General features: G+C 46.1%; 23 protein-coding genes and 1 other RNA gene. 9 read left to right on the forward strand and 15 right to left on the reverse strand.

The annotated features are described in order from the left end of the window. Nucleotides 1–76: 76 nt before the first annotated feature. From era to rpoE, 8 genes are all read right to left on the reverse strand, one after another. A complete protein-coding gene (gene era, locus AC6I7V_RS11545; RefSeq protein WP_498010919.1) occupies nucleotides 77–1048 on the reverse strand; it encodes a GTPase Era in 972 nt (323 codons plus the stop codon). Beyond that, nucleotides 1041–1718, reverse strand: a complete 678-nt coding sequence (rnc, locus tag AC6I7V_RS11550; protein ID WP_032549805.1) for a ribonuclease III — start codon at nucleotides 1716–1718, stop codon at nucleotides 1041–1043. The genes era and rnc overlap by 8 nt, the downstream gene beginning before the upstream one ends. A 26-nt stretch (nucleotides 1719–1744) precedes the next feature. Then, a complete protein-coding gene (lepB, locus tag AC6I7V_RS11555; protein ID WP_032549806.1) occupies nucleotides 1745–2641 on the reverse strand; it encodes a signal peptidase I in 897 nt (298 codons plus the stop codon). 97 nt (nucleotides 2642–2738) lie between these two features. Then, a complete protein-coding gene (gene lepA / locus AC6I7V_RS11560; protein ID WP_255231793.1) occupies nucleotides 2739–4532 on the reverse strand; it encodes a translation elongation factor 4 in 1794 nt (597 codons plus the stop codon). Nucleotides 4533–4666: 134 nt separating this feature from the next. Further along, nucleotides 4667–5137 (reverse strand): SoxR reducing system RseC family protein, encoded by a 471-nt coding sequence (locus tag AC6I7V_RS11565; protein ID WP_032549809.1) that lies wholly within the window; start codon nucleotides 5135–5137, stop codon nucleotides 4667–4669. Beyond that, on the reverse strand, nucleotides 5134–6099 hold the full coding sequence (gene rseB, locus AC6I7V_RS11570; protein ID WP_255229898.1) for a sigma-E factor regulatory protein RseB: 966 nt from the start codon (nucleotides 6097–6099) through the stop codon (nucleotides 5134–5136). The genes AC6I7V_RS11565 and rseB overlap by 4 nt, the downstream gene beginning before the upstream one ends. Next, complete coding sequence (locus AC6I7V_RS11575) at nucleotides 6096–6737, reverse strand: RseA family anti-sigma factor (RefSeq protein WP_498010920.1); 642 nt, start codon at nucleotides 6735–6737, stop codon at nucleotides 6096–6098. The genes rseB and AC6I7V_RS11575 overlap by 4 nt, the downstream gene beginning before the upstream one ends. A 26-nt stretch (nucleotides 6738–6763) precedes the next feature. After that, nucleotides 6764–7342 (reverse strand): RNA polymerase sigma factor RpoE, encoded by a 579-nt coding sequence (gene rpoE / locus AC6I7V_RS11580; RefSeq protein ID WP_032549813.1) that lies wholly within the window; start codon nucleotides 7340–7342, stop codon nucleotides 6764–6766. A 389-nt stretch (nucleotides 7343–7731) separates the two neighbouring features. Between rpoE and nadB the strand changes: the two genes are divergently transcribed. Beyond that, nucleotides 7732–9342, forward strand: coding sequence for an L-aspartate oxidase (gene nadB / locus AC6I7V_RS11585; protein ID WP_255229897.1), 1611 nt, complete (start codon nucleotides 7732–7734; stop codon nucleotides 9340–9342). 37 nt (nucleotides 9343–9379) lie between these two features. Here nadB and AC6I7V_RS11590 read toward each other — a convergent pair whose 3' ends face one another. Together AC6I7V_RS11590 and AC6I7V_RS11595 are read right to left on the reverse strand one after the other, a co-directional pair. Further along, the gene (locus AC6I7V_RS11590) at nucleotides 9380–9796 is read right to left on the reverse strand and encodes a protein YgfX (protein WP_498010921.1); all 417 of its coding nucleotides are present in this window, start codon (nucleotides 9794–9796) and stop codon (nucleotides 9380–9382) included. Beyond that, nucleotides 9765–10025, reverse strand: coding sequence for an FAD assembly factor SdhE (locus AC6I7V_RS11595; protein ID WP_032549815.1), 261 nt, complete (start codon nucleotides 10023–10025; stop codon nucleotides 9765–9767). The genes AC6I7V_RS11590 and AC6I7V_RS11595 overlap by 32 nt, the downstream gene beginning before the upstream one ends. A gap of 168 nt (nucleotides 10026–10193) precedes the next feature. Between AC6I7V_RS11595 and ygfZ the strand changes: the two genes are divergently transcribed. The 3 genes from ygfZ to AC6I7V_RS11610 all read left to right on the forward strand — a co-directional run bounded on the left by ygfZ (nucleotide 10194) and on the right by AC6I7V_RS11610 (nucleotide 12424). Beyond that, nucleotides 10194–11165 carry a tRNA-modifying protein YgfZ gene (gene ygfZ / locus AC6I7V_RS11600; protein WP_261882094.1) on the forward strand — a complete coding sequence of 324 codons (972 nt, stop codon included), beginning with the start codon at nucleotides 10194–10196 and terminating at the stop codon, nucleotides 11163–11165. Between the two features lie 6 nt (nucleotides 11166–11171). Then, a complete protein-coding gene (locus tag AC6I7V_RS11605; protein ID WP_498010922.1) occupies nucleotides 11172–11633 on the forward strand; it encodes an aminoacyl-tRNA deacylase in 462 nt (153 codons plus the stop codon). 584 nt (nucleotides 11634–12217) lie between these two features. After that, the gene (locus tag AC6I7V_RS11610) at nucleotides 12218–12424 is read left to right on the forward strand and encodes a DUF1107 domain-containing protein (protein WP_032549819.1); all 207 of its coding nucleotides are present in this window, start codon (nucleotides 12218–12220) and stop codon (nucleotides 12422–12424) included. Nucleotides 12425–12499: 75 nt separating this feature from the next. Here AC6I7V_RS11610 and AC6I7V_RS11615 read toward each other — a convergent pair whose 3' ends face one another. The 3 genes from AC6I7V_RS11615 to AC6I7V_RS11625 are packed head-to-tail and all read right to left on the reverse strand — an operon-like array spanning nucleotide 12500 to nucleotide 15512. Then, nucleotides 12500–13723 carry an FAD-dependent 2-octaprenylphenol hydroxylase gene (locus AC6I7V_RS11615; protein WP_498010923.1) on the reverse strand — a complete coding sequence of 408 codons (1224 nt, stop codon included), beginning with the start codon at nucleotides 13721–13723 and terminating at the stop codon, nucleotides 12500–12502. Nucleotides 13724–13734: 11 nt separating this feature from the next. Next, nucleotides 13735–14913, reverse strand: coding sequence for a 2-octaprenyl-6-methoxyphenyl hydroxylase (gene ubiH, locus AC6I7V_RS11620; protein WP_498010924.1), 1179 nt, complete (start codon nucleotides 14911–14913; stop codon nucleotides 13735–13737). Between the two features lie 23 nt (nucleotides 14914–14936). Then, on the reverse strand, nucleotides 14937–15512 hold the full coding sequence (locus AC6I7V_RS11625) for a YecA/YgfB family protein (protein WP_032549822.1): 576 nt from the start codon (nucleotides 15510–15512) through the stop codon (nucleotides 14937–14939). Nucleotides 15513–15818: 306 nt separating this feature from the next. Here AC6I7V_RS11625 and zapA point away from each other — a divergent pair, with 306 nt between their 5' ends. From zapA to serA, 5 genes are all read left to right on the forward strand, one after another. Continuing rightward, nucleotides 15819–16127, forward strand: coding sequence for a cell division protein ZapA (gene zapA, locus AC6I7V_RS11630; RefSeq protein ID WP_032549823.1), 309 nt, complete (start codon nucleotides 15819–15821; stop codon nucleotides 16125–16127). A 10-nt stretch (nucleotides 16128–16137) separates the two neighbouring features. Beyond that, nucleotides 16138–16322: non-coding RNA, 6S RNA (gene ssrS, locus AC6I7V_RS11635), on the forward strand. Between the two features lie 6 nt (nucleotides 16323–16328). Then, entirely contained in the window at nucleotides 16329–16928 is a 600-nt protein-coding gene (locus AC6I7V_RS11640) for a 5-formyltetrahydrofolate cyclo-ligase (RefSeq protein WP_498010925.1), read from the forward strand. Between the two features lie 85 nt (nucleotides 16929–17013). Then, nucleotides 17014–17670 carry a ribose-5-phosphate isomerase RpiA gene (gene rpiA, locus AC6I7V_RS11645; protein WP_032549825.1) on the forward strand — a complete coding sequence of 219 codons (657 nt, stop codon included), beginning with the start codon at nucleotides 17014–17016 and terminating at the stop codon, nucleotides 17668–17670. Nucleotides 17671–17933: 263 nt separating this feature from the next. After that, the gene (gene serA, locus AC6I7V_RS11650) at nucleotides 17934–19163 is read left to right on the forward strand and encodes a phosphoglycerate dehydrogenase (protein WP_032549826.1); all 1230 of its coding nucleotides are present in this window, start codon (nucleotides 17934–17936) and stop codon (nucleotides 19161–19163) included. Between the two features lie 734 nt (nucleotides 19164–19897). Here serA and AC6I7V_RS11655 read toward each other — a convergent pair. Then, nucleotides 19898–20611 (reverse strand): oxidative stress defense protein, encoded by a 714-nt coding sequence (locus AC6I7V_RS11655; protein WP_255229890.1) that lies wholly within the window; start codon nucleotides 20609–20611, stop codon nucleotides 19898–19900. 110 nt (nucleotides 20612–20721) lie between these two features. Continuing rightward, nucleotides 20722–21618: a LysR family transcriptional regulator ArgP gene (locus AC6I7V_RS11660; protein WP_372068070.1), complete on the reverse strand. Its 897-nt coding sequence runs from the start codon at nucleotides 21616–21618 to the stop codon at nucleotides 20722–20724. Nucleotides 21619–21713: the final 95 nt, after the last annotated feature.

The following is a 21713-nucleotide window of genomic DNA, read 5'->3' on the forward strand; positions in this document are numbered from 1 at the left end:
AAATAGAAAAAAGGAGCCTACTGGCTCCTTTTAAAATGGTTTCGACCCGGAGCGAAGCGCTTGCGCCTCTTGCGGGTTATAAGTCGTCGATGTAGCCCAATGAACGCAGTGCACGCTCATCGTCAGCCCAACCCGACTTCACTTTAACCCAAGTTTCTAGGAATACTTTACGACCGAATAGCTCTTCCATATCGAGACGAGCTTCGCGACCGATGGTCTTAATCTTCTCCCCGCCTTTACCAATCACCATCTTCTTCTGGCCACTACGCTCAACTAAGATAAGTGCGTTAATGTGGAAGCCATCGTTGTCTGGGTTGTAGTCAAAGCGCTCGATCTCAACCGTCACTGAGTAAGGCAACTCATCACCCGTAAAACGCATCAGCTTTTCGCGAATGATCTCTGACGCCATGAAGCGCTGAGAACGGTCTGTTACATACTCTTCAGGGAAGTGGTGTGTCGCTTTCGGAAGATGCTCACGAACGTGCTTACGCAGTACATCAGTGTTCTTACCGTGTTTTGCCGAAATTGGCACAACATCGATGAAGTCCATCTTCTTAGACACTTCCATCATGTGCAGCATCACGTCATTGCGGTCTTGCACGTTGTCTACTTTGTTCACACAAAGAACGACTGGGAAGTTCGCTTTCTTAAGCTTGGTCAGTACCATCTCATCGTCTTCAGTCCAGTGCGTACCGTCAACAAGGAAAAGTACCAAGTTCACATCACTCAAAGAGCTGTTTGCTGCACGGTTCATCAGACGGTTGATAGCACGCTTCTCTTCGATGTGAAGTCCTGGAGTATCAACGTAAATCGCTTGGTAATCCCCTTCAGTCTCGACACCCATAATACGGTGACGAGTCGTTTGAGGTTTACGCGATGTGATCGAAATCTTTTGACCCAAAATATGGTTCAGAAGTGTCGACTTACCTACGTTCGGACGACCGACGATAGCGATGAAACCACAGTACTGGTTTTCCGGTAGGCTAGGTTCTTTGTTATCAGATGCAAAGAATGCATCGATATCGAATTCTTGGTTGTTATCAGACATTGCTCAGTTGCTCTAATGCTGTTTCAGCTGCCGCTTGTTCTGCCTTGCGGCGGCTAGTGCCTTTACCGATAACAGGTTTATCCACACCTGCCACTTTACACTCAACCGTAAACTCTTGGTTGTGTGCTTCACCTTTAATATTAGTCACTGTGTAGACAGGTAGCGGATTTCTTCGGCCCTGTAGGAACTCTTGCAAACGCGTTTTCGGGTCTTTTTGAGAAACACCAGGCTGAATCGCTTCTAGGCGAGTTTTGTACCAGCTTAAAATGATGCCGCGAATGGTTTCAGTGTCGCTATCTAGGTAGATAGCACCAATGATTGCTTCGACAGCATCTGCCAGAATAGAGTCACGACGGAATCCGCCACTCTTTAACTCACCTGGACCTAATTTTAAGTAATCTCCTAGGGCGAATTCACGACCTAGTTCAGCCAATGTATGTCCACGTACCAAAGTAGCACGCATACGGCTCATATCACCCTCGTTTACTTTCGGGAAACGGTGGTAGAGATCATCAGCGATGACAAAACTTAAAATTGAATCGCCCAGAAACTCAAGACGTTCGTTGTGCTTACCTGCAGCGCTGCGGTGAGTCAGCGCCAGGTGAATGAGATCGGTATCTTTGAATTGATAGCCGATCTTTCTCTCTAGTTTATCAATTGGAGAATTCATGCTCTCTCGATGTATTTAGTGATCGATTAATTAATACCACCGATGCGGTTGAAACGCACACCAGTTGGGATCCAAGAAGGTAAAACACTGTCTGAGCTGCGCTCAAATTCAAAGCTGATCCAAATCGCAACCGCTTTACCTACTAGGTTTTCTTCAGGGACAAAGCCCCAGTAACGGCTGTCTGCACTATTGTCACGGTTATCACCCATTACAAAGTACTGGCCTTCTGGAACGACCCACTCGTTAACACCTGGACGAGGCTGGTACGATTGCACACGGTCACGACGCAGTGGGTTAACTAAAACTTGGTGCTCAACGTCACCCAACTTCTCATTGAGTTGGATCAGAGGCACACCATCTTGAATAAATTGGCTCTCTTCAACGTTACTCAGCTTCACAGGTTTACATCCTTGTGTGCCTTTGGTTTGAATACATAGCTCTTTATTACTGTTGTAACGAATCATATCTCCCGGCAGGCCAACCACACGTTTAATGTAGTCAATGTTTGGCTGTGGCGGGTATTTGAATACGATTGAGTCACCACGCTCAGGCTTGCCTGTTTCTACCAATTGAGTGCGCCATACTGGGTCTTTTAGACCGTAAGCGTATTTCTCAACTAGGATAAAGTCACCTACAAGTAGGGTTGGCATCATTGAGCCTGATGGGATTTGGAACGGTTCATAGATAAATGAACGCAGCACCAAAACAAATGCAATTACAGGGAAAATGGATACGCTATTTTCAACCCACCAAGGCTGAGCCGTCACTTTTGCACTGGTTTCAGCATCTAAACCGTTAGTTTGAGCGGTAACGCTAGCCAGTTTCAGTTGGCGCTTCTTAGCCCAAACAAACTTCTCTAACGCCCATACAACGCCAGTCACTAAGGTTACGATCACTAAAATAAGCGAAAATGTATTAGCCATTTATATCCCTTAAATTTCATTTCTTTAAAAATAACGAAAGTGAAAGAATAGCGAGCTACCCTTTCACTTTCAATTATTCGTTTATCGTTGGATAAGCCTAGTCTTTGCCAACGTGAAGAATTGCTAAGAACGCTTCTTGAGGCAGCTCTACGTTACCGATCTGCTTCATACGCTTCTTACCTTCTTTCTGTTTCTTCAGAAGCTTCTTCTTACGACTCACGTCACCACCGTAGCACTTCGCGATAACGTTCTTACGCAGTTGCTTAACGGTTGAACGAGCGATGATGTGGTTACCGATAGCCGCTTGAATTGCGATATCAAACATCTGACGAGGGATGAACTCTTTCATCTTCTCAACTAGCTGACGACCACGAGTCTGAGACTGATCTTTGTGAGTAATCATTGCTAGTGCATCAACAGTGTCACCGTTTAGAAGAACGTCTACGCGAACCATGCTAGACGCTTCAAAGCGTTGGAAGTTGTAATCCAGTGACGCGTAGCCACGAGATGTTGATTTCAGACGGTCAAAGAAGTCCAGTACCACTTCAGCCATAGGAATATCGTAAACAACCGCTACTTGGTTACCGTGATAGATCATATCAACCTGCACACCACGCTTCTCAACACACAGTGTAATTACGTTACCTAGGTAATCCGATGGTACTAGGATATTACAACGTGCAATTGGCTCACGAATCTCATCGATATCGTTAATAGCTGGAAGCTTCGCTGGGCTATCTACGTAAAGTAGCGTGCCGTCAGTTTTCTCAACTTCGTAAACTACCGTTGGTGCGGTTGTAATCAGGTCTAGGTCGTATTCACGCTCTAGACGCTCTTGGATGATCTCCATGTGAAGCATACCAAGGAAGCCACAACGGAAACCGAAACCTAGAGCTGCAGAGTTTTCTGGCTCGTAAAACAGTGACGCATCGTTCAGGCTTAGCTTACCTAGTGCATCACGGAAGTTTTCGTAGTCGTCAGATGATACTGGGAATAGACCTGCGTATACCTGTGGTTTTACTTTCTTAAAGCCCGGTAGCGCTTTTTCACAGCCGTTCTTAGCCAGTGTCAGCGTATCACCAACTGGTGCACCAAGGATGTCTTTAATACCACATACAACCCAGCCTACTTCGCCAGTTTGCAGAACTTCAGTATCAACCTGTTTTGGTGTGAAAATACCTAGACGGTCTACACCCCAAACTTGACCAGTACTCATTACTTTGATCTTGTCGTTCTTTCTTAGAGAACCGTTCTTGATACGTACCAGCGATACAACGCCAAGGTAGTTATCGAACCAAGAGTCAATAATAAGTGCTTGTAGCGGCGCATCTGGATCGCCTTCTGGCGCAGGGATCGCTGAAACAATGTTTTCTAGTACATCGTCAACACCGATACCGGTTTTCGCAGAACAGCGAGTCGCTTCCATCGCGTCGATACCAACGATCTCTTCGATCTCTTCAGATACGCGCTCTGGATCTGCCGCAGGAAGATCAATCTTGTTTAAGATTGGCACAACTTCCAGATCCATTTCGATCGCTGTGTAACAGTTTGCTAGTGTCTGAGCTTCTACACCCTGACCCGCATCGACAACCAGTAGCGCACCTTCACAAGCGGCTAGAGAACGAGATACTTCGTATGCGAAGTCAACGTGTCCTGGAGTATCGATGAAGTTTAATTGATAAGTTTCACCATCTTTAGCAGTGTAGTTAAGAGTCACACTCTGAGATTTGATAGTGATGCCACGTTCACGCTCCAGATCCATCGAATCAAGGACTTGCGCAGCCATTTCACGATCGCTTAATCCTCCACAAACTTGGATTAGACGGTCAGATAGGGTCGACTTACCATGGTCGATGTGGGCGATAATCGAAAAGTTACGAATGTGCTTCATAATTTGGTGTGACAAACTCTTTAAATTAGGACGGTAAGAAAGCCGCGCATCGACCGCGTTTCATAGACTGCGGTGGCGGCATTTCAATCAAGTTGGCAGATTCTACCCAATTTAACCGCAATACGCATCATAAATTAGACAAGCGGCTCACCAAGGATTCGAATCAACACCACTTGCTGCTTCGATTTATCTTCCATTGGTTTAGCTAAACGTTTTGCAAGGGCAATACCACCAGCTGTAAATATAGCAGCAGACAGAATAACTGCGCCCTCTCCGACGCCAAGTAAAGGCGCTAATAACAGCTGACCAAAAGCAGCACCTAGCATCATCATAAACAGTGGAACTAGATAAACCAAAGCCGCCGATTCCAGCAGACTTCTCTCAGGAAAACCTATCTCGACAATTTGCCCAGCTTTCACAAGGTTTTTAGTGGTTAGTTGCCAGAAAAGGGATTTGTTGCCAACGGCCTTGGTCACAATACCAGTGCCGCAACTCTTTTGTGACGAACAGCTGCTGCAACTGGTCTGTTGCTCGCAGCTTAATTGCACGTGATAGTGAGCGCCCTGTTTCTCTACAGCGCTCACGGTAGCCAATGCAGTCATCATTGGCCTGTACCTTGATTGGCAGCAAACTTCACAGACTGTGCGATACGCTGCGCGGTTGCAGGAGGAATATCTCCGACTACAGATATTTCGTTATCACCATTCACTAAGCTATGCAAAGTACGACGGCCTTGACGCACAAGCTGACCTTTCAGAGAGTGTTCATCTCTGTCTGAGATATAAACCGAGAAACTAAATAGCCCATCACTAAACATCTGGCTTTCAACCATCTTATTGGTTGTCGCCATTGAATAGCGGTTGAGCTCTTTCGCTTCAAAACCATCAGGAATCCAAGAGACGCGCCAATCGCTTTCTCCAACCGCGCCATCAGGCAATGAGAGCACTTTCGGCAGCTGGGCGTTGTTCAACCCTGCCATCGCTTCTGCAATTTTGTCGTTAACCACATAAGAAATCGTACGGTACTGCTCTAGGATTTCACCATCTCGGTCGAGCAAATCCGCTCGTAGAGGCAGATTAGTGTTCTCATCGACCCAAAGAACATAGGAGTAACGCAGGCCATCTTTTGGCACGACACGCAACACTTGCGTTGTTGTACCGGCTTCACGCGCACGCCCTACCTTCACAAAGTCGTAATACTCGTTCAGGATATCAATGTCGTTATTCAACATCGGAATCACTGGCGCAACCATGTTGCCAGACTCAATCGTAAAAGGTTCAGTACCTGGTTCGATGTAGCTGACTTCATTGCCGCGTCGAATAACTTCGCGTACGGGGCCACTTAGGTAGACAAGGTGAGCGAGTTGTTGCTCGTCACTTACGGCATGACGATACAAGAGCGGCTCAATACTGCTCTTTTTGATCAGTATGTAGGAAAGTTCGTAATTTAAATGCTGACTGGCCTCGTTCATTTGATGCAATAAGGCCTTTGCAGAGGGCTCTTCTGCAAAGGCGCTTGGAGAGATCAAGCTGAACAGTGTCAGAGCACTGACCAGGAATTTCTTCATTCAATATCCGATTCTAGACGCGACTCATTTTCAGTCGACGCGTCGTTGTTTAATCTCAATTGCAACTCGTAATCTTGCAACATAGCGTGTACGCGCTTGCGCTGCTCTTGCAAGTTAGCATCTGTTACAGGTTTCTCAACAGATTCACGAGTTAGGCTTACTGGCTCTACCGAACCGGCAAACGGAATAGTTTGCAGTACAGGCAGTTGTTCTGCTTCAGGTGCGGCTGGATCGCTACCACCATACTGTTGAACACCCAAAATAACCGCCAACGACACACAAGCCGCAACGGCAACTTGACCAAACTGCTGCAGCCAAGCTGGCATCTGGCGTTTTGCTTGTTGAGGTTTAGGTTGTTCTTCTTGCACTTGTGGAGCAACAGTTTGTGTCTGCTCTGGGCGCAATGAATGCACATTGTTGAGTTTGTTGTGCGCAGGCTCATTCTCAAGCGCCGCAGCAACACTATCCGCAATGTTCCACTCTAGCGTTTCTGGCGCATCGCCTCGCATGACATCACCGATTAAATGGTAACTCTGCCAGGTATCCTTGCTTTCTTGATCGGACTCCAACTCTGCAATCAGAGCTTTATCGATCGTTTCACCATCCATGAGTGCCGAAAGCTTTTCTTTATCAGCCATTATTTTCACCATAATTATTACAAGTTTTAGCGCTGCAAAAGAGGTTTAATTTTCTTTTCCACCGCTTCACGAGCACGGAAAATACGCGAACGTACGGTTCCTACAGGGCAATCCATTACTTCTGCAATCTCTTCGTAACTTAAGCCTTCAAGTTCGCGTAAGGTCATTGCAGTTTTCAAGTCTTCCGGTAGCGCTTCAATCGCTCCGAAAACCACTTCTTTCAATTCTTTCGACAGCGTTAAGTTCTCAGGGTTCGAAATTTCTTTCAGTGCGCTGCCAGTTTCAAAATATTCTGCATCATCTGCATCGACATCGGTTGCGGGTGGCCTACGGCTCTGTGCAACTATGTGATTTTTTGCTGTGTTCACGGCAATTCGGTACAACCATGTGTAGAAGGCACTCTCGCCTCTAAAATTTGGTATCGCGCGGTAAGCCTTTATAAACGCTTCCTGTGCCACATCAGCCACATCACCGGAATTATTCACGTAGCGAGAGATAAGGTTGCAAACTTTGTTTTGATACTTAACCACTAACAGGTTAAATGCTTGCTTATCTCCACTCTGAACTCGCTCAATCAACACTTGATCGGTTAGCTGCTCGTTCATTCGAGCGGGTACTCCTATTGTTATCCCCCTTACCTTCTCAGATATGGGTACTAATTATGCGAAATGTAGTATTGACACCACTGTCTACATGAGCACTATTGTGACTAGGTCAAAAAAGGAAAGTTCCAACTTTCTTAAAATTATTTGCCATTATTGTTTCACAATGTGATGTAATAAAAATAGCTACCCCTATCAATTTGGGGAAACTTAAGCAAAAGCAATGGTATTGAGCAATTAAATATTTCTAGATAGCTGTCTATATCTTGATTCTGCATTGTCTTTCAGGACTCATTGAGACTGAGTATAACAGTCGTTAAAGCCCTCCTAAAACAAGACAACGTCAATTTAGAGTGGACAACTCGACTATAGCCCGGGATTTAAAAAGTTTTATGAACGCAAACCGTGAACATCAGTGTGATGTATTAGTGGTGGGGAGTGGTGCTGCTGGCTTGTCATTAGCCTTACGCGTCGCTGAACATGCAAAAGTAATCGTATTAAGCAAAGGACCACGTAGTGAAGGATCGACGTACTACGCACAAGGTGGTATCGCGGCAGTATTTGACGAATCGGACAGCATTGAGTCGCACGTTGAAGATACGCAAATTGCTGGCGCTGGGTTATGTGAAGAAGACACTGTTCAATTCATTGCTGAGAATGCTAAAGAGTGCGTGCAGTGGCTAATTGATGGCGGTGTGCCTTTCGACAAAGACGAAAACAGCACTGAAGGTCAGCCTAAATATCACCTGACTCGTGAAGGCGGCCACAGCCACCGACGTATCCTTCACGCGGCAGATGCAACCGGCATGGCAATGCAAACTTCTCTGCAGGACAATGTTAACAACCACCCGAATATTGAGATCTTCGAGCGCCATAATGCTCTCGACTTGATCACTGAAGATAAAATCGGTGGCTCGAAAGATAAAGTTATCGGAGCCTACATATGGAACCGTAACCAAGAGCAAGTGGAAACCGTTCGCGCGAAATTCGTGGTACTTGCTACTGGTGGTGCCTCTAAAGTTTACCAATACACATCCAACCCAGACGTCTCTTCTGGTGACGGTATTGCGATCGCTTGGCGTGCCGGTTGTCGCGTTGCGAACCTTGAGTTCAACCAGTTCCACCCGACTTGTCTATTCCACCCTGAAGCTCGTAACTTCTTGTTAACTGAAGCTCTTCGTGGTGAGGGGGCATACCTACGCCGCCCTGACGGCACTCGCTTTATGAAAGACTTCGACGAACGTGGTGAATTAGCCCCTCGTGATGTGGTGGCTCGCGCTATCGACTTTGAGATGAAGCGTCTTGGTGCTGACTGCATGTACGTCGACATCAGCCACAAGCCTGAAGAGTTCATTACTGCGCACTTCCCAATGATTCACACGCGCTTGATGGATCTGGGTATCGACATGACCAAAGAGCCGATTCCAATTGTTCCTGCCGCGCATTACACCTGCGGTGGAGTGATGGTGAACAAGAATGGTCAAACCGACCTGCAAAACCTCTACGCGATTGGTGAAGTAAGCTACACCGGCCTTCACGGAGCGAACCGCATGGCATCAAACTCACTGCTAGAGTGTGTCGTTTACGCTTGGTCCGCAGCGAAACATATTGTAGAGAACCTCGACCAATCTCAATTGTGTGCAGCACTGCCTGCTTGGGATGAGAGCCAAGTGACCAACAGTGACGAAGAGGTAATTATCCAACACAACTGGCATGAACTGCGTCTGTTCATGTGGGACTACATGGGTATCGTGCGCACTGATAAGCGTCTTGAACGTGCTATGCGCCGTATTCAGATGTTGCAACAAGAGACTCACGAGTACTACAGCCACTTTAAGGTATCAAATAACCTACTAGAGCTGCGTAACTTGTTGCAAGTTGCTGAGCTAATGGTGCGCTGTGCGATGCAACGTAAAGAGAGTCGCGGCCTGCACTATACACTGGACTACCCAGAACTGGCTGAAGACAGCGGTCCAACGATTCTGACACCGAACAAAAACTAAAGCGTAAAAGCAATACAATTTATACAAGCAATACGACTTAGAGGGAGCATGATGCTCCCTTTTTACTTTTGAGCCACACCAATAAGTAACGATAATCCGCTTCAAGACAGCTGTCGCGCCATAGGATGACAGGCTCACCTTCACTGAACTTCAGCATCACGAACAGAGAACGGAAAATAGTATCGCTCGATTGAAAAACGCGCTTCTCCCCATTAACTATGATTTCGTGGTTAGGTCTAAGCTCGATCTCACCTGTCGCTATTGGCCAGCCAATTTTATTATCGCGTATCAACAAGTACAGAAGAACAAAAACGTAAAGAGTGGCTACAAGAGGGATATTTGATGTGATAATAAAAACCAAAAGGCACCACAGAGTGGCGCCTTTTGCGAATAATGCGTAATACGAAGGGCTAAGCTTGAGCTTAACGAACCTTGCTGAGGTTGTGTGCAACAATTTTGTCGACCATTGACGCGTGACCTAGGTTTTCACTGCGACCGTGCCCCATCACCCATGTAAACAGATCGGGATCATCACACTCTAGTAGTGAAACAAAATCACGTTGCTCCTGCTCTTGCAATGAGTCAAAACATTCCTCAAAAAAGGGCATGATGACTACATCAAGCTCTAACATACCGCGACGGCAGCCCCATTTAATTCGTGCTTTCTGCTCTGCAGTGTACATTGGTTATCCTCACCTATTATTTTTCTCTCTTCGAGTGTAACAACTCATAAGCGCTGCAACTAGCACAGTCGTCTCAGTCCCTATCTCAGCTCACAAAAAAACCTAAGCTGACAAAAAAAACGAACCGGATTAACATAGACACAAATCAAATTTCTCAGGAAAGGCAAAATGGATTGGAAAAACACGTTTCAACCACTTAATCACACGCACAACGACACACTTCCAGGAGTGATGATGACACACATCTCTGACTGGGGTGCGATTACTATGGTGGGCGATGACAAAAAGTCGTACCTGCAAGGCCAAGTAACGTGCGATGTCGTACAGCTAGCGAGTGACGAGTCAACGCTAGGCGCACACTGTGATGCGAAGGGTAAAGTGTGGAGTATTTTCCGCCTATTCCACCACAATGATGGCTACGCCCTACTCCAACCTCAATCAGCGATTGAGGTTGAGCTACAGGAAATCAAGAAATACGCGGTATTCTCAAAAGTAACTATTGAGCAGACGGAGGATGTTGTCCTTGGCATCATGGGTGCGCAAGCCGATAGCTTTATCGATACTCTTTCTGAAGATCGTGGCAATGTACGTGCGATCGAGGGCGGCAGCGCAGTAAAAGTAGCGGATTCTCGCTGGGCGCTACTTGTGACTCCAGATGCGGCACAAGCTTTAGTTGAAGGTAGCTCTATTGAAAAAGTGTCCGAAACGCTATGGCAATACTTTGAGATCATGGATGCTCAACCAAAGCTGTCAGCAGCAGAGCAGAATGAACACATCCCGCAGGCATTGAACCTACAAGCGATTGGCGGTATCAGCTTTAGCAAAGGCTGTTACACAGGCCAAGAGACCGTGGCACGCGCGAAATACCGTGGCATGAACAAGCGAGAGATGCGCATTGTTTCTGGTACAACCGAACAACCACTTACGTTAGATTCAGCGATTGAACTCGAGCGCAGTGTGGGTGAAAACTGGCGTGGTGCCGGCCGTCTTCTGAACGTCTACCAATTCTCTGACAACACAGCCATTGGTCTAATTGTTCTGCCAAATAACTTAGATGATGATGTTGAACTGCGCCTTGCCGAACAACCAGATCACAAATGGACCATCCAACCGCTACCTTATAGCTTGGAAGAAGAGTAATTCCCTTTGAAAACGGTAATTACAGATTGGTTAGATCAACAGCAGGTGGCGTACCGCCTGCTATTGCAAGACAAAGAAACCACTTCCATTGAAGAGACAGCGCAGGCTCGAGGTATTGAGCCTTCACAAATGGTCAAATGTATTCTGCTACGAGACATGGGCAACCAATACGCGTTGGCATGTGCACCGGGTGATAAATCGATTGACCCAAAAAAAGTTCGAGCCGTGCTTAACTGCCGCCGAATGACTTGTGTATCTCAACAAGATGTTGAATCGGTTACAGGCTTTAAAGTCGGCTGTGTTGGCCCATTAGCACTCAAGCGCTATATACCGATCATTTTTGATCGATCTCTTCAACAGAATAAAATTGTGACAATCAGCTCTGGTGAGCGAATGGCTGGGATCGCCCTTGATCTCAACGATCTTATGAGTCTATGTGCGCCGATTGAAGCAGAGATCTGCAAGTAACCTCTATATCAATTCGATCTTCCTCACAATTTTACTAGGTTTGATGTAAGAGTTTTCATAATAATTGCGGCTTTTATCATATTTACCAGACCGACCAGAAAATATATTTAGTCAAAATTAAAGCATAACTAGTCACAGGAGCTTTTCTAGGGTAGTCTACATTCACTGGTTGGGTTTTAATCAAAGCGATAACTAACCAGTCAAAGTGAATCCACTGAGTAATGTCAGTCATCCACTTTTGTGTAATGCATCTGTGACTATTCGCCCGTTTATGAACGGGCTTTTTTTTATTCAGAAAAATTTACACTTTTATTACACAAATAAAAAATTTACGCCTATTCTTAACCTTGCTTACGGTGAGCAGCCTAAAGCCCAGACAGAAAAGTCGGCAGGCCGTTCACTAAACTCACCAATTTTGAGGAGAAGCTCACGATAAAAACGATATTTGCTAGTAAATCTGATTAGTGCAGCACAAATATCTATTAAGAGACAACTCTACTGCATATTACTCCATGCTTATCACAATTATTCCCTCGGAGATTTTCTATAATATGCAGGCTAGGTAAAGATAAGGATAAGAAAAAATGAGACTGTTTAAGCGCTATACACCCGGTATGATTGCTAAACATGTAAGTCGACTTTTTAAAGGACGAATCTACATTTACGGCGTCGGGAAATTTGAGTTTGATAACGGTAAACTGGTTTTGCCAGAGAGGGCGGAAAAGCGCCATTTTGATACCGTCAAAGAGATAAACAATGAAATTATGAAGCTAAGGTGCGCTTACGCTTGATCACTATAGTTATCGACTGAATACAGAAAAGGGTTGGCACTGCCAACCCTTTTGCGTTTCTCAAAGCCTAAATTATTAATTAGTGCTGACTGGTCGTTTAGCAAGCTCCGGTAGATTGCCGGTTAAACCTAGCGCACGTTTCATGATTTCATCTTTCGCACCTGGCAGCTGTCCAGCGAGTTTCATCCCTAAACCACGAATTAGTTTCTTAGCTGGGTTGTCTCCTTCAAACAGGTCTTTAAAGCCCTGCATAGAAGCAATCATTTTGGCCGCTTCAGCTTTACGCCAGCGTTCGTAACTGCGCAGATTACGCTTGGTTCCGATGTCTTCACCCGCTTGCCACAGCTTGATCAACTCTTGCGCTAGACTCGCAGCGTCAAGCAAACCAAGATTCACGCCTTGGCCTGCTAATGGATGAATCGTGTGGGCGGCATCACCAACCAAAGCCACACGCTCAACGGCAAAATCACGCGCATAACGCATACGTAATGGGAAGGCAAAGCGCTCACCGACTACGCTGCATAGACCAAGCTTGGCATCAAACTCTGTTGTCAGGTGCTTGTTGAACTCTTGTTCAGACATCGATACCAACTTCTCGGCACGATTTGGCTCGGTTGACCATACGATTGAGCTCATATTCGGTGACTGCATTGGCAAAAATGCCAAGGGGCCTTGCGGTGTAAAGATCTGACGCGCAACACTGTCATGCGCAAATTCCGTGCGAATGTTAGCGACTATCGCACTGTGCCCATAGTCCCAATGTGTGAGTGGGATATCTTGCTGTCTGCGAACCCATGAGTTTGCACCGTCAGCGCCAACAACCAATTTAGCCGTCAATGCCTGACCATTGTCTAAAGTCAGCCAAGCTTCGCTTTCACCAATAGCCAAAGATTGACATGTGGCGGGCATATACAAGCTCACATTGTCCTGCTTCTTCACTTGTTCAAGCAGTGCCAGTTGTATCACTCGGTTCTCTACAATATGGCCAAGGTTTGGCTGCGCCAGACGAGTAGAATCAAACTCGATGCGTGCGAAGCTGTCTTGCTCCCACACTTCCATTGCTTGATAAGGTGCAGCACGTCGCTGTTCAATACCGCGCCATGCGCCTAGATTACGCAATATCACTTCACTTGAACGGCTCAATGCCGACACACGAACATCCGGCAGTTCATTCAATCCTTCGCTCGGCGCTTTGCCTTCAATCACAGCAATTCTTAGATCACTGTCTTTAAGGGCTGCGGCTAATGCCAATCCAACCATGCCACCGCCAACAATAGCGATATCAACACTTTGCATCATTATTTTCTACCTTATCTCTCAACCAAACCTAACGTATGACGCAATAAAGGGCCTTTAAGGGGTGAGATGTTATCCATTGCTGCCAATCCGAGATTACGACCTAAGCGTGTAGCTGACCAGTCATTTGAAAACAGGTGAACCAGACCTGAAGTAAGTGTAATCGTGGTTTCACGATCCGACTCTCGACGTTTTCTAAAGCGTGTTAATCCTGCGTAGTGACCTGCGTCATCCAGCTGCTCACACACCTCTTCCGCGAGCGACGCAACATCGCGAATGCCAAGGTTAAATCCTTGCCCCGCAATCGGGTGTAAGGTTTGTGCGGCGTTGCCAACAATCGCAAATCGATGGGAGATGTTCTGTTGTCGATGACGTAAAATCAGTGGGTAACTCGCTCTCTGCCCCACTTTTTCCAACTTGCCTAGGCGCCAACCAAAGGCGTCTTGCAGTTGCTCAAGGAAAGCGGTGTCATCTAACGCCATGACTTTCTCAGCTTGTTCTGGTGACAGGCACCAAACTAAAGACAAACGGTTATTAGTCATCGGTAATAACGCGACTGGGCCATGCTCAGTAAAGCGCTCAAATGCACGTCCAGCATGCGGTGCGTTCGCGACAATATTTGCGATAACGGCAACCTGACCAAAGTCGTGTTCGTTCAGAGTAATACCTAAACGCTCACAGCAAGTCGAGATGGCACCATCAGCTGCCACCAACAACTTAGTGGAAATCGTCTCGCCGCAACTCAGTTCAATATCCGTATGCTCAAGATGGCGAGTAATCTCACTCGCCGAGGATGGACAAAACAGAGTGATATTGCTTTCAGCCTCAAGTTTCTCTTGGTAGATACGCCCAACATCAGCAAGTTCCACCACGTAGCCTAGGGCATCCACTGCGAGCTGTTCGCTGAAGATATCCGTCATCCCTGCATGACCGCGGTCTGAGACATGAATATCTTTGATCGCCGTCGCTACCGGTAAGATCGATGACCACAGTTGGAGAGACTCTAAAATCTGCACCGTTCCGTAAGAGAGTGCGATAGAGCGAGAATCAAACCCAGGGTGAGCACTATGGTCAACCTGATACGGTTCAACCACAGCTATCGATAAAGAGCGTTGACTTAACTGGTTTAGGGCTAAAGCAAGTGTTGCGCCTGCCATTGCTCCACCAGCAATTACCACATCAAATTGAGCCATGGTGACCTCTAAACTCGAAACAATTAATGAATGGTTGGTGCGCTATCTTCTGATGGGCGAGCACCGAACTCCGCATGAATGGTTAATGCACATGCCTTAACATGTTCAATAACCTGCTCAAGTAGCTGTGCTTGCTCGTCTAGGTCGTCGTCTTCATCGATGCCTAACTTTGCCATCTCTTCTAGATCAGCCAATGCTTCTTTGGTCTCATCTGACGCTTTGTTCAGTTGTGCACCGACCAAGCCTAAACCTGAGATAAAGTGATTAATCCAATCTGATACACCATCCGCCAGATCAAACAGGCTAGCACTCGCGTCTTCGTCCGGAAGCAGCATAGAAAGCTCCATACCTGAACCCGTAATTTCGCTGGTGGTCACTTTCAGCGTTGCTTCTGCCAATGTTAGTGCACGATCCGGCCAACCCATTCCGTCGTTGGTGTAATCAAAAATCAATGGCTGCCAGCTTTTATCTGCAAGGCTTAACCCACCGCTCAGCATCCCTGTTAGTAGGCCATGCATTTCTGCAGGCGTTACAGCAAGGCTTGCTGATTGCAATTCAGTTGCAACCGTTAGGTAGTCAGGTAAAGTAGTTTCGCTCATCAGATAACTCGCTCAGTTGTTCTTTATATCAATCTATTAATCGTACCACTTCACCCCAATTCTAGTAAGCGAAGATCCTTAGCAATTGCAGCAAGAGTGACTACCAAATGTTCAATTTGCTGAATTACTGTGTGCTCAAGCTCTCATTTACAAACAGTCACCCTGAAAAGCTTGAATCTTAATAGCGGTTTACCTATAGTTTCCTCCTCAGAGGAGTTAGCTTCCTCATCGGTGCTGGCACTTTTTCTTTCTCATAATGACAAAGGGCAACGGCCTTAGAATAGCGCGTTAAAGAGTTCATCCATCATGAGTAATCAAGCGGTAGACGTTGAAATATTAGGTAAATTGACTCGAGTTAATTGTCCTGCAGGGCAAGAAGAGTCATTAATTGCAGCGGCGGCCGATCTTGATAATCGATTGAAAGAGATGGCTGAACGTACTAAGGTAACCAATGAAGTTAAGCTACTAACGATCGCAGCTCTTAACATCTGTTATGAGCTACAGACGAAAAAGTTCGAAGCTAACGACGAACAAAACGCACTGACCGAGCGCATGGAAAAGCTCACTGCATCGCTTTCAGATGTACTCAGTAAGGTTAAGCACGGACAGCAATAGCGTACACAAATTTACCCTGGAGTGTTTGTCAGAGGATTCACGTCCCCGAGCCGATAAGCAATCCCTAAGGGTTAGTACTTGAGTACTATTGAGCATGCTCGGCCCGTACCGAGAAGCCTACGGTAATCATTGCTGATCCGCCTTGAACTCGCTGGTTCAAGGGCCATCTATTCTCAACGGCACTTTGGGGTATCCCTTCTTATGAAGACGCTCACTCGTAACGAGTTTCGCACTCTCATCCGACAGAAACGTAAAGCACTCTCTACTCTTGAACAGCAGCAAGCTGGGTTAGATCTCGTTGAACGTTGTTCAACCTTAAACGATATCCATAAAGCACAACATATCGCCCTCTATATATCTACCGACGGTGAGCTTGATACACAGCCGCTGATCGAATGGCTATGGTCACAAGGCAAAGAAGTCTACCTCCCAGTGCTACACCCTTTTTCGGAAGGACATCTCCTATTCTTGCGCTACGCGGCGGATACACCAACGGTGCACAATAAATATGGCATTGTGGAACCCAAGCTCGACCAAACTCAGGTTAAACCCGTGCGTGAGCTCGATATTATCTTTACACCACTGGTTGGCTTTGATTCCTATGGCCACCGCTTAGGCATGGGCGGTGGCTACTACGACCGCACGTTAGCACCTTGGTTCAAAACTGGCGTTGGAGCAACACCCATCGGGCTTGCTCATGATTGTCAGAACGTTGAGCAGCTACCTACCGAAAACTGGGACATCCCGTTACCTAAAATCGTGACTCCGAGTAAAACTTGGCAATGGGAAATTGGTGACTAAAGCGCTATAATCCGCCCCGCAAACGTTAACTTACACGTACGCTCTATTTATCCAAAAAAAAGCACGACCTATTCAGGAGATTGGCATGACTCAAGATGAAATGAAAAAAGCGGCTGGTTGGGCAGCACTTCAGTATGTTGAAGAAGGCAGCATTGTGGGTGTTGGTACTGGCTCTACAGTAAATCACTTCATCGACGCACTAGGCACAATGAAAGACAAGATTAAAGGTGCCGTTTCTAGCTCTGTAGCATCTACACAACGTCTAGAAGAACTAGAAATCAAAGTGTATGAGTGTAACGACGTTGCGAAACTCGACATCTACGTTGATGGCGCGGACGAAATCAACCCAACTCGTGACATGATTAAAGGCGGCGGCGCGGCTCTTACTCGTGAAAAGATTGTTGCTGCAATCTCTGAAAAATTTGTTTGTATTGTTGATGGTACTAAAGCCGTTGACGTACTTGGCAAATTCCCACTGCCAGTAGAAGTTATCCCAATGGCTCGCTCTTATGTAGCGCGCGAGCTTGTAAAACTAGGTGGTGACCCGGTTTACCGTGAAGGCTGTATCACAGATAACGGCAACGTGATCTTAGACGTGCACGGCATGGCGATTGAAAATCCAAAACAGATGGAAGACATCATTAACGGTATTGCTGGTGTTGTAACTGTTGGTCTATTTGCTCACCGTGGTGCTGATGTTGTCATTACAGGTACCCCTGAAGGCGCAAAAATCGAAGAATAACAAACCAGTAATAGTGCTACTTTCTGTTACTTCATTACATACGGTGCCTAAGGGCACCGTTTTTTTTGCTTAGCGTCTGTAAAATTATGGCTTATTCCGTAATTTTCTTACCCAAATCATTTTTTTTTTGTTACTTTATTGTTCAGAAGACGCACAGGGAAAACGTTTGTCTCCTAACAAAATGGTTAGTTTTATCCCCTTAAGCCATTTTGTAGCACGTGCGCCGCATTTGCCCAACCTTTCCATTTTAAAGGACGAGAACAATGGCCAAAGTTTCACTGGAAAAAGATAAGATTAAAATTCTGCTGTTAGAGGGGCTTCACCCTTCTTCAGTTGAAGTACTACAAGCCGCCGGTTATACCAATATTGAATACCATAAAGGCTCCCTACCTGAAGAAGAGCTACTAGAAGCAGTTAAAGATGCGCACTTTATCGGTATCCGTTCTCGTACTAATCTATCCCAAGAAGTGATCGACGCTGCAGAAAAGCTGGTTGCAATCGGCTGTTTCTGTATCGGTACTAACCAAGTTGACCTAGACGCTGCAGCTAAGCGCGGTGTCCCTGTGTTTAACGCACCTTTCTCAAACACGCGTAGTGTTGCTGAGCTGGTATTAGGTCAGGTACTTCTACTTCTTCGTGGCATTCCAGAGAAGAACGCACTTGCACACCGTGGTATTTGGAAAAAGAGTGCAGACAACTCTTACGAAGCGCGTGGTAAACGCTTAGGCATCATAGGTTACGGTCACATCGGTACTCAGTTGGGTATCATTGCTGAAAACTTAGGTATGCGCGTTTACTTCTACGACATCGAGAACAAGCTGTCGCTAGGTAACGCAACGCAAGTTCATACCATGACTGAGCTTTTAAATAAGTGTGATGTAATTTCTCTGCATGTTCCTGAAACCAACGAAACCAAGAACATGATGGGTAAAGAAGAGTTTGACCGCATGAAGCCGGGCGCTATCTTTATCAACGCGGCGCGTGGCACGGTTGTAGATATCCCAGCACTATGCGGTGCGCTTGATTCTGGTCACTTAGGTGGTGCAGCGATTGATGTATTCCCAACAGAACCGAAAACCAATGCTGACCCATTTGAGTCACCATTAATGCAGTTCGACAATGTTATCCTAACACCGCACGTAGGTGGTTCTACACAGGAAGCGCAAGAGAACATCGGTGTAGAAGTAGCGGGTAAACTGGCGAAGTACTCAGATAACGGTTCAACACTATCAAGTGTTAACTTCCCAGAGGTATCCCTACCGCTGCATACAGGTACATCACGCCTACTGCACATCCACGAGAACCGCCCAGGTATCCTGACTCAAATCAACACCATCTTCGCTGAAGAAGGCATTAACATTGCAGGTCAGTACCTACAAACGGCAGCCGACATGGGTTACGTAGTGATTGATGTCGAAGCGGATCGCTCTGAAGAAGCACTGCTGAAGCTGAAAGAGATTGAAGGTACGATTCGCGCTCGTCTGCTTCACTAAGCATTAAGTTCGATACTGAAAATCGAGTAGGAGGAGGCCTCACGGCCTCCGTCCTCTCACACCACCGTACAAGCGTGTATCGCATACGGCGGTTCCAAGGTAGACTAACTTACGTTAGCTTAAGTCCACTATTTAACTTTAACGCCAATGTGGCTTGTCTCTCTTCGCTAGCAACAGATCCGTTTCCGACTTCACCATCATTATTAGCGGAGTTGTAGGGGTTCTACTTTTGACTGAGACTCCATACACACTGAGAATCTGTTAACTGTAGCCTTAAAACCTTGGTTCAGGCCTTCCCCACATTGTAGGTACTATGCCCTCTGCTGACTTCTTATCAATCTTCGTCTAGCATCACTGCTAGCCTAGTCTCGCGGACAATTGATAAGACCTCCCGAGGTAAGATGTCACCCTTTCCCATAGCTCTGCCTGATTTACATAATCACACTTCTGTTCGAGACTTTGGGCTATTCTATCTGTTGCTAGGTTACCCAAGTTGATTATGCCTACTATCAGATTTCTGTTCGTCAAAGCTATGTTTTGCCATTTGCTTCCTTCAGATTCCACCTCACGATGGACACCCTTGCATAGGCTAACGCTTCCTGCTCGACAAGGCGCGTAGAGGACTTTCACCTCCTAGGTTGACACCATGCTCGGCGCACAACAAAAAAGGCTCTCATTTCGAGAGCCTTTTGAGTATTTGGCCTACTGTAGGCAATTAGATCATGATGATCCAATTACTCTTCAAGCTGATAGATCACATCAACACGATCGCGAATCGTGATTGTAGAATCTTGATATGAGTTAGATTCTGTTCTTGAATCCATAGCCATAGAGCGCATCAAAACCGGTTGTGCGTACTGTGCGTTGTAATCAATACGCCACACATTACCGAGTTCTTTATCAAAACCATCAGCTAAAGACTTAGCCTTACTCTGCGCATCTTTAATCGCTTTGAGGCGAGCCATTTCTTGATACTTGGCTTGGTCTCGCACCTGTAGCTGAATGTTGTCTACCTGATTGATTCCTTCGCTTAACGCAATGTCCAAATAGCGATTTAAGTTTGCTAAATCTTCAACCTGCACCGTGATATTACGCGATGCTCGATAACCCACGAGTTCTGGCTTGCCCTCTTTCGGATAGTGATACTGAGGCGCAAGATATAGGTTAGAGCTTTGAATACTGGTTTTATCGATGCCCGCTTCTTCTAGCTTATTCAGAAACCCGCTAACCACTCTGTCCACCGTGCCTTTTGCTTGCTCAGCTGTCATGGTTGATTCAACTACCTTGACAGAGAAAGTCGCCATATCTGGCTTGGCAACGACTTCACCGTAACCGGTCGTTGAAAGATGAGGAAAGCTGGTCACTTCAGCCCATGATGGAAAACTGATAACACTCAGAGCTGCAGTCAGAGTAAGAGATGTCGCTAACATATTTGGAACTAACTTCATTAGGAAAACCCATGCTAAGCAAATGTCCTTTCATCATATGAGTAATTTATCGCGATACCAACGTGATATTGAACTTCTTACATAACTTTTACGCTGTAAAAACCGTCAGCTTACTGAGGAAGGTGTTGATGCGCATAGTTGAGAATGGCCTGTGAAATCTCTTTGAGAACCCCACTCTCCAGCTGCCAGTGATGCCAATAGATTCGATAGGAGAGCAAGAAACCCGGTGTGATATCAATCAGCGAGCCTGATTCTAGCTCCTCAACGATCTGTAAGCGCGGAATCAAACAATACGCAACACCGGACATTGCAATACGAACAAATGCCTCTGAGCTACCCACCGTATGATTAATCACGGCATCTCTTGGCACATTAAAGTGATCATGAAGAAACTTCTTATGTAAATCATCATACTGATCGTAAGAGACAGCCGGGGCACGCTTGAGGGTTGCGTAGTTAACGCCTTCTGAGAAGTAGCGCTGATAAAATTCAGGGCTTGCGACGCACACATAATCCATTCGACCTAAATAATCTGCGCGACATCCTGGAATAGCTTGAGACTCTAAACTGATCGCGCCAGCAACTTCCCCATTTTTCAGTTTAGCGATGGTCCTCGCCTCACCATGAATGGCCATATTTAACTCAACTTGTCTCGTTTTCATTACATCCGACAGTGCTGGCAATAACCAAGTCGCGAGACTATCTGCATTGGTCGCAATTGAAACTGACAGCGCTTGGCTACTCTCTTCGTTCATCAACTCGGGGACGAGCTCATGTTCAAGCAGGCGCACTCTTCGATATAACCCCAACAGTTTTTTACCGGCAGGCGTTGGCCGAGGCGGTGTTTCACGAATCAATACTGGCTGCGCAAGCCACTTCTCGAGCTGTTTAATCCGTTGTGACACTGCAGATTGAGAGATATAGAGATGCTCTGCAGCTCGCTCAAAACTTCGCTGATTCACCACAGAATCAAGAGCCTCTAACCATTTGTAGTCTAATCCACGCACACTTCTCTTCCTCTCAACTAAACAGCCACTCACAGCATAAGCATCTCTAATATTACATTAAAATCATTAATTATACTTATTAAAAATCTAAGCGT

It is taken from the genome of Vibrio sp. KUL70, assembly GCF_059725515.1.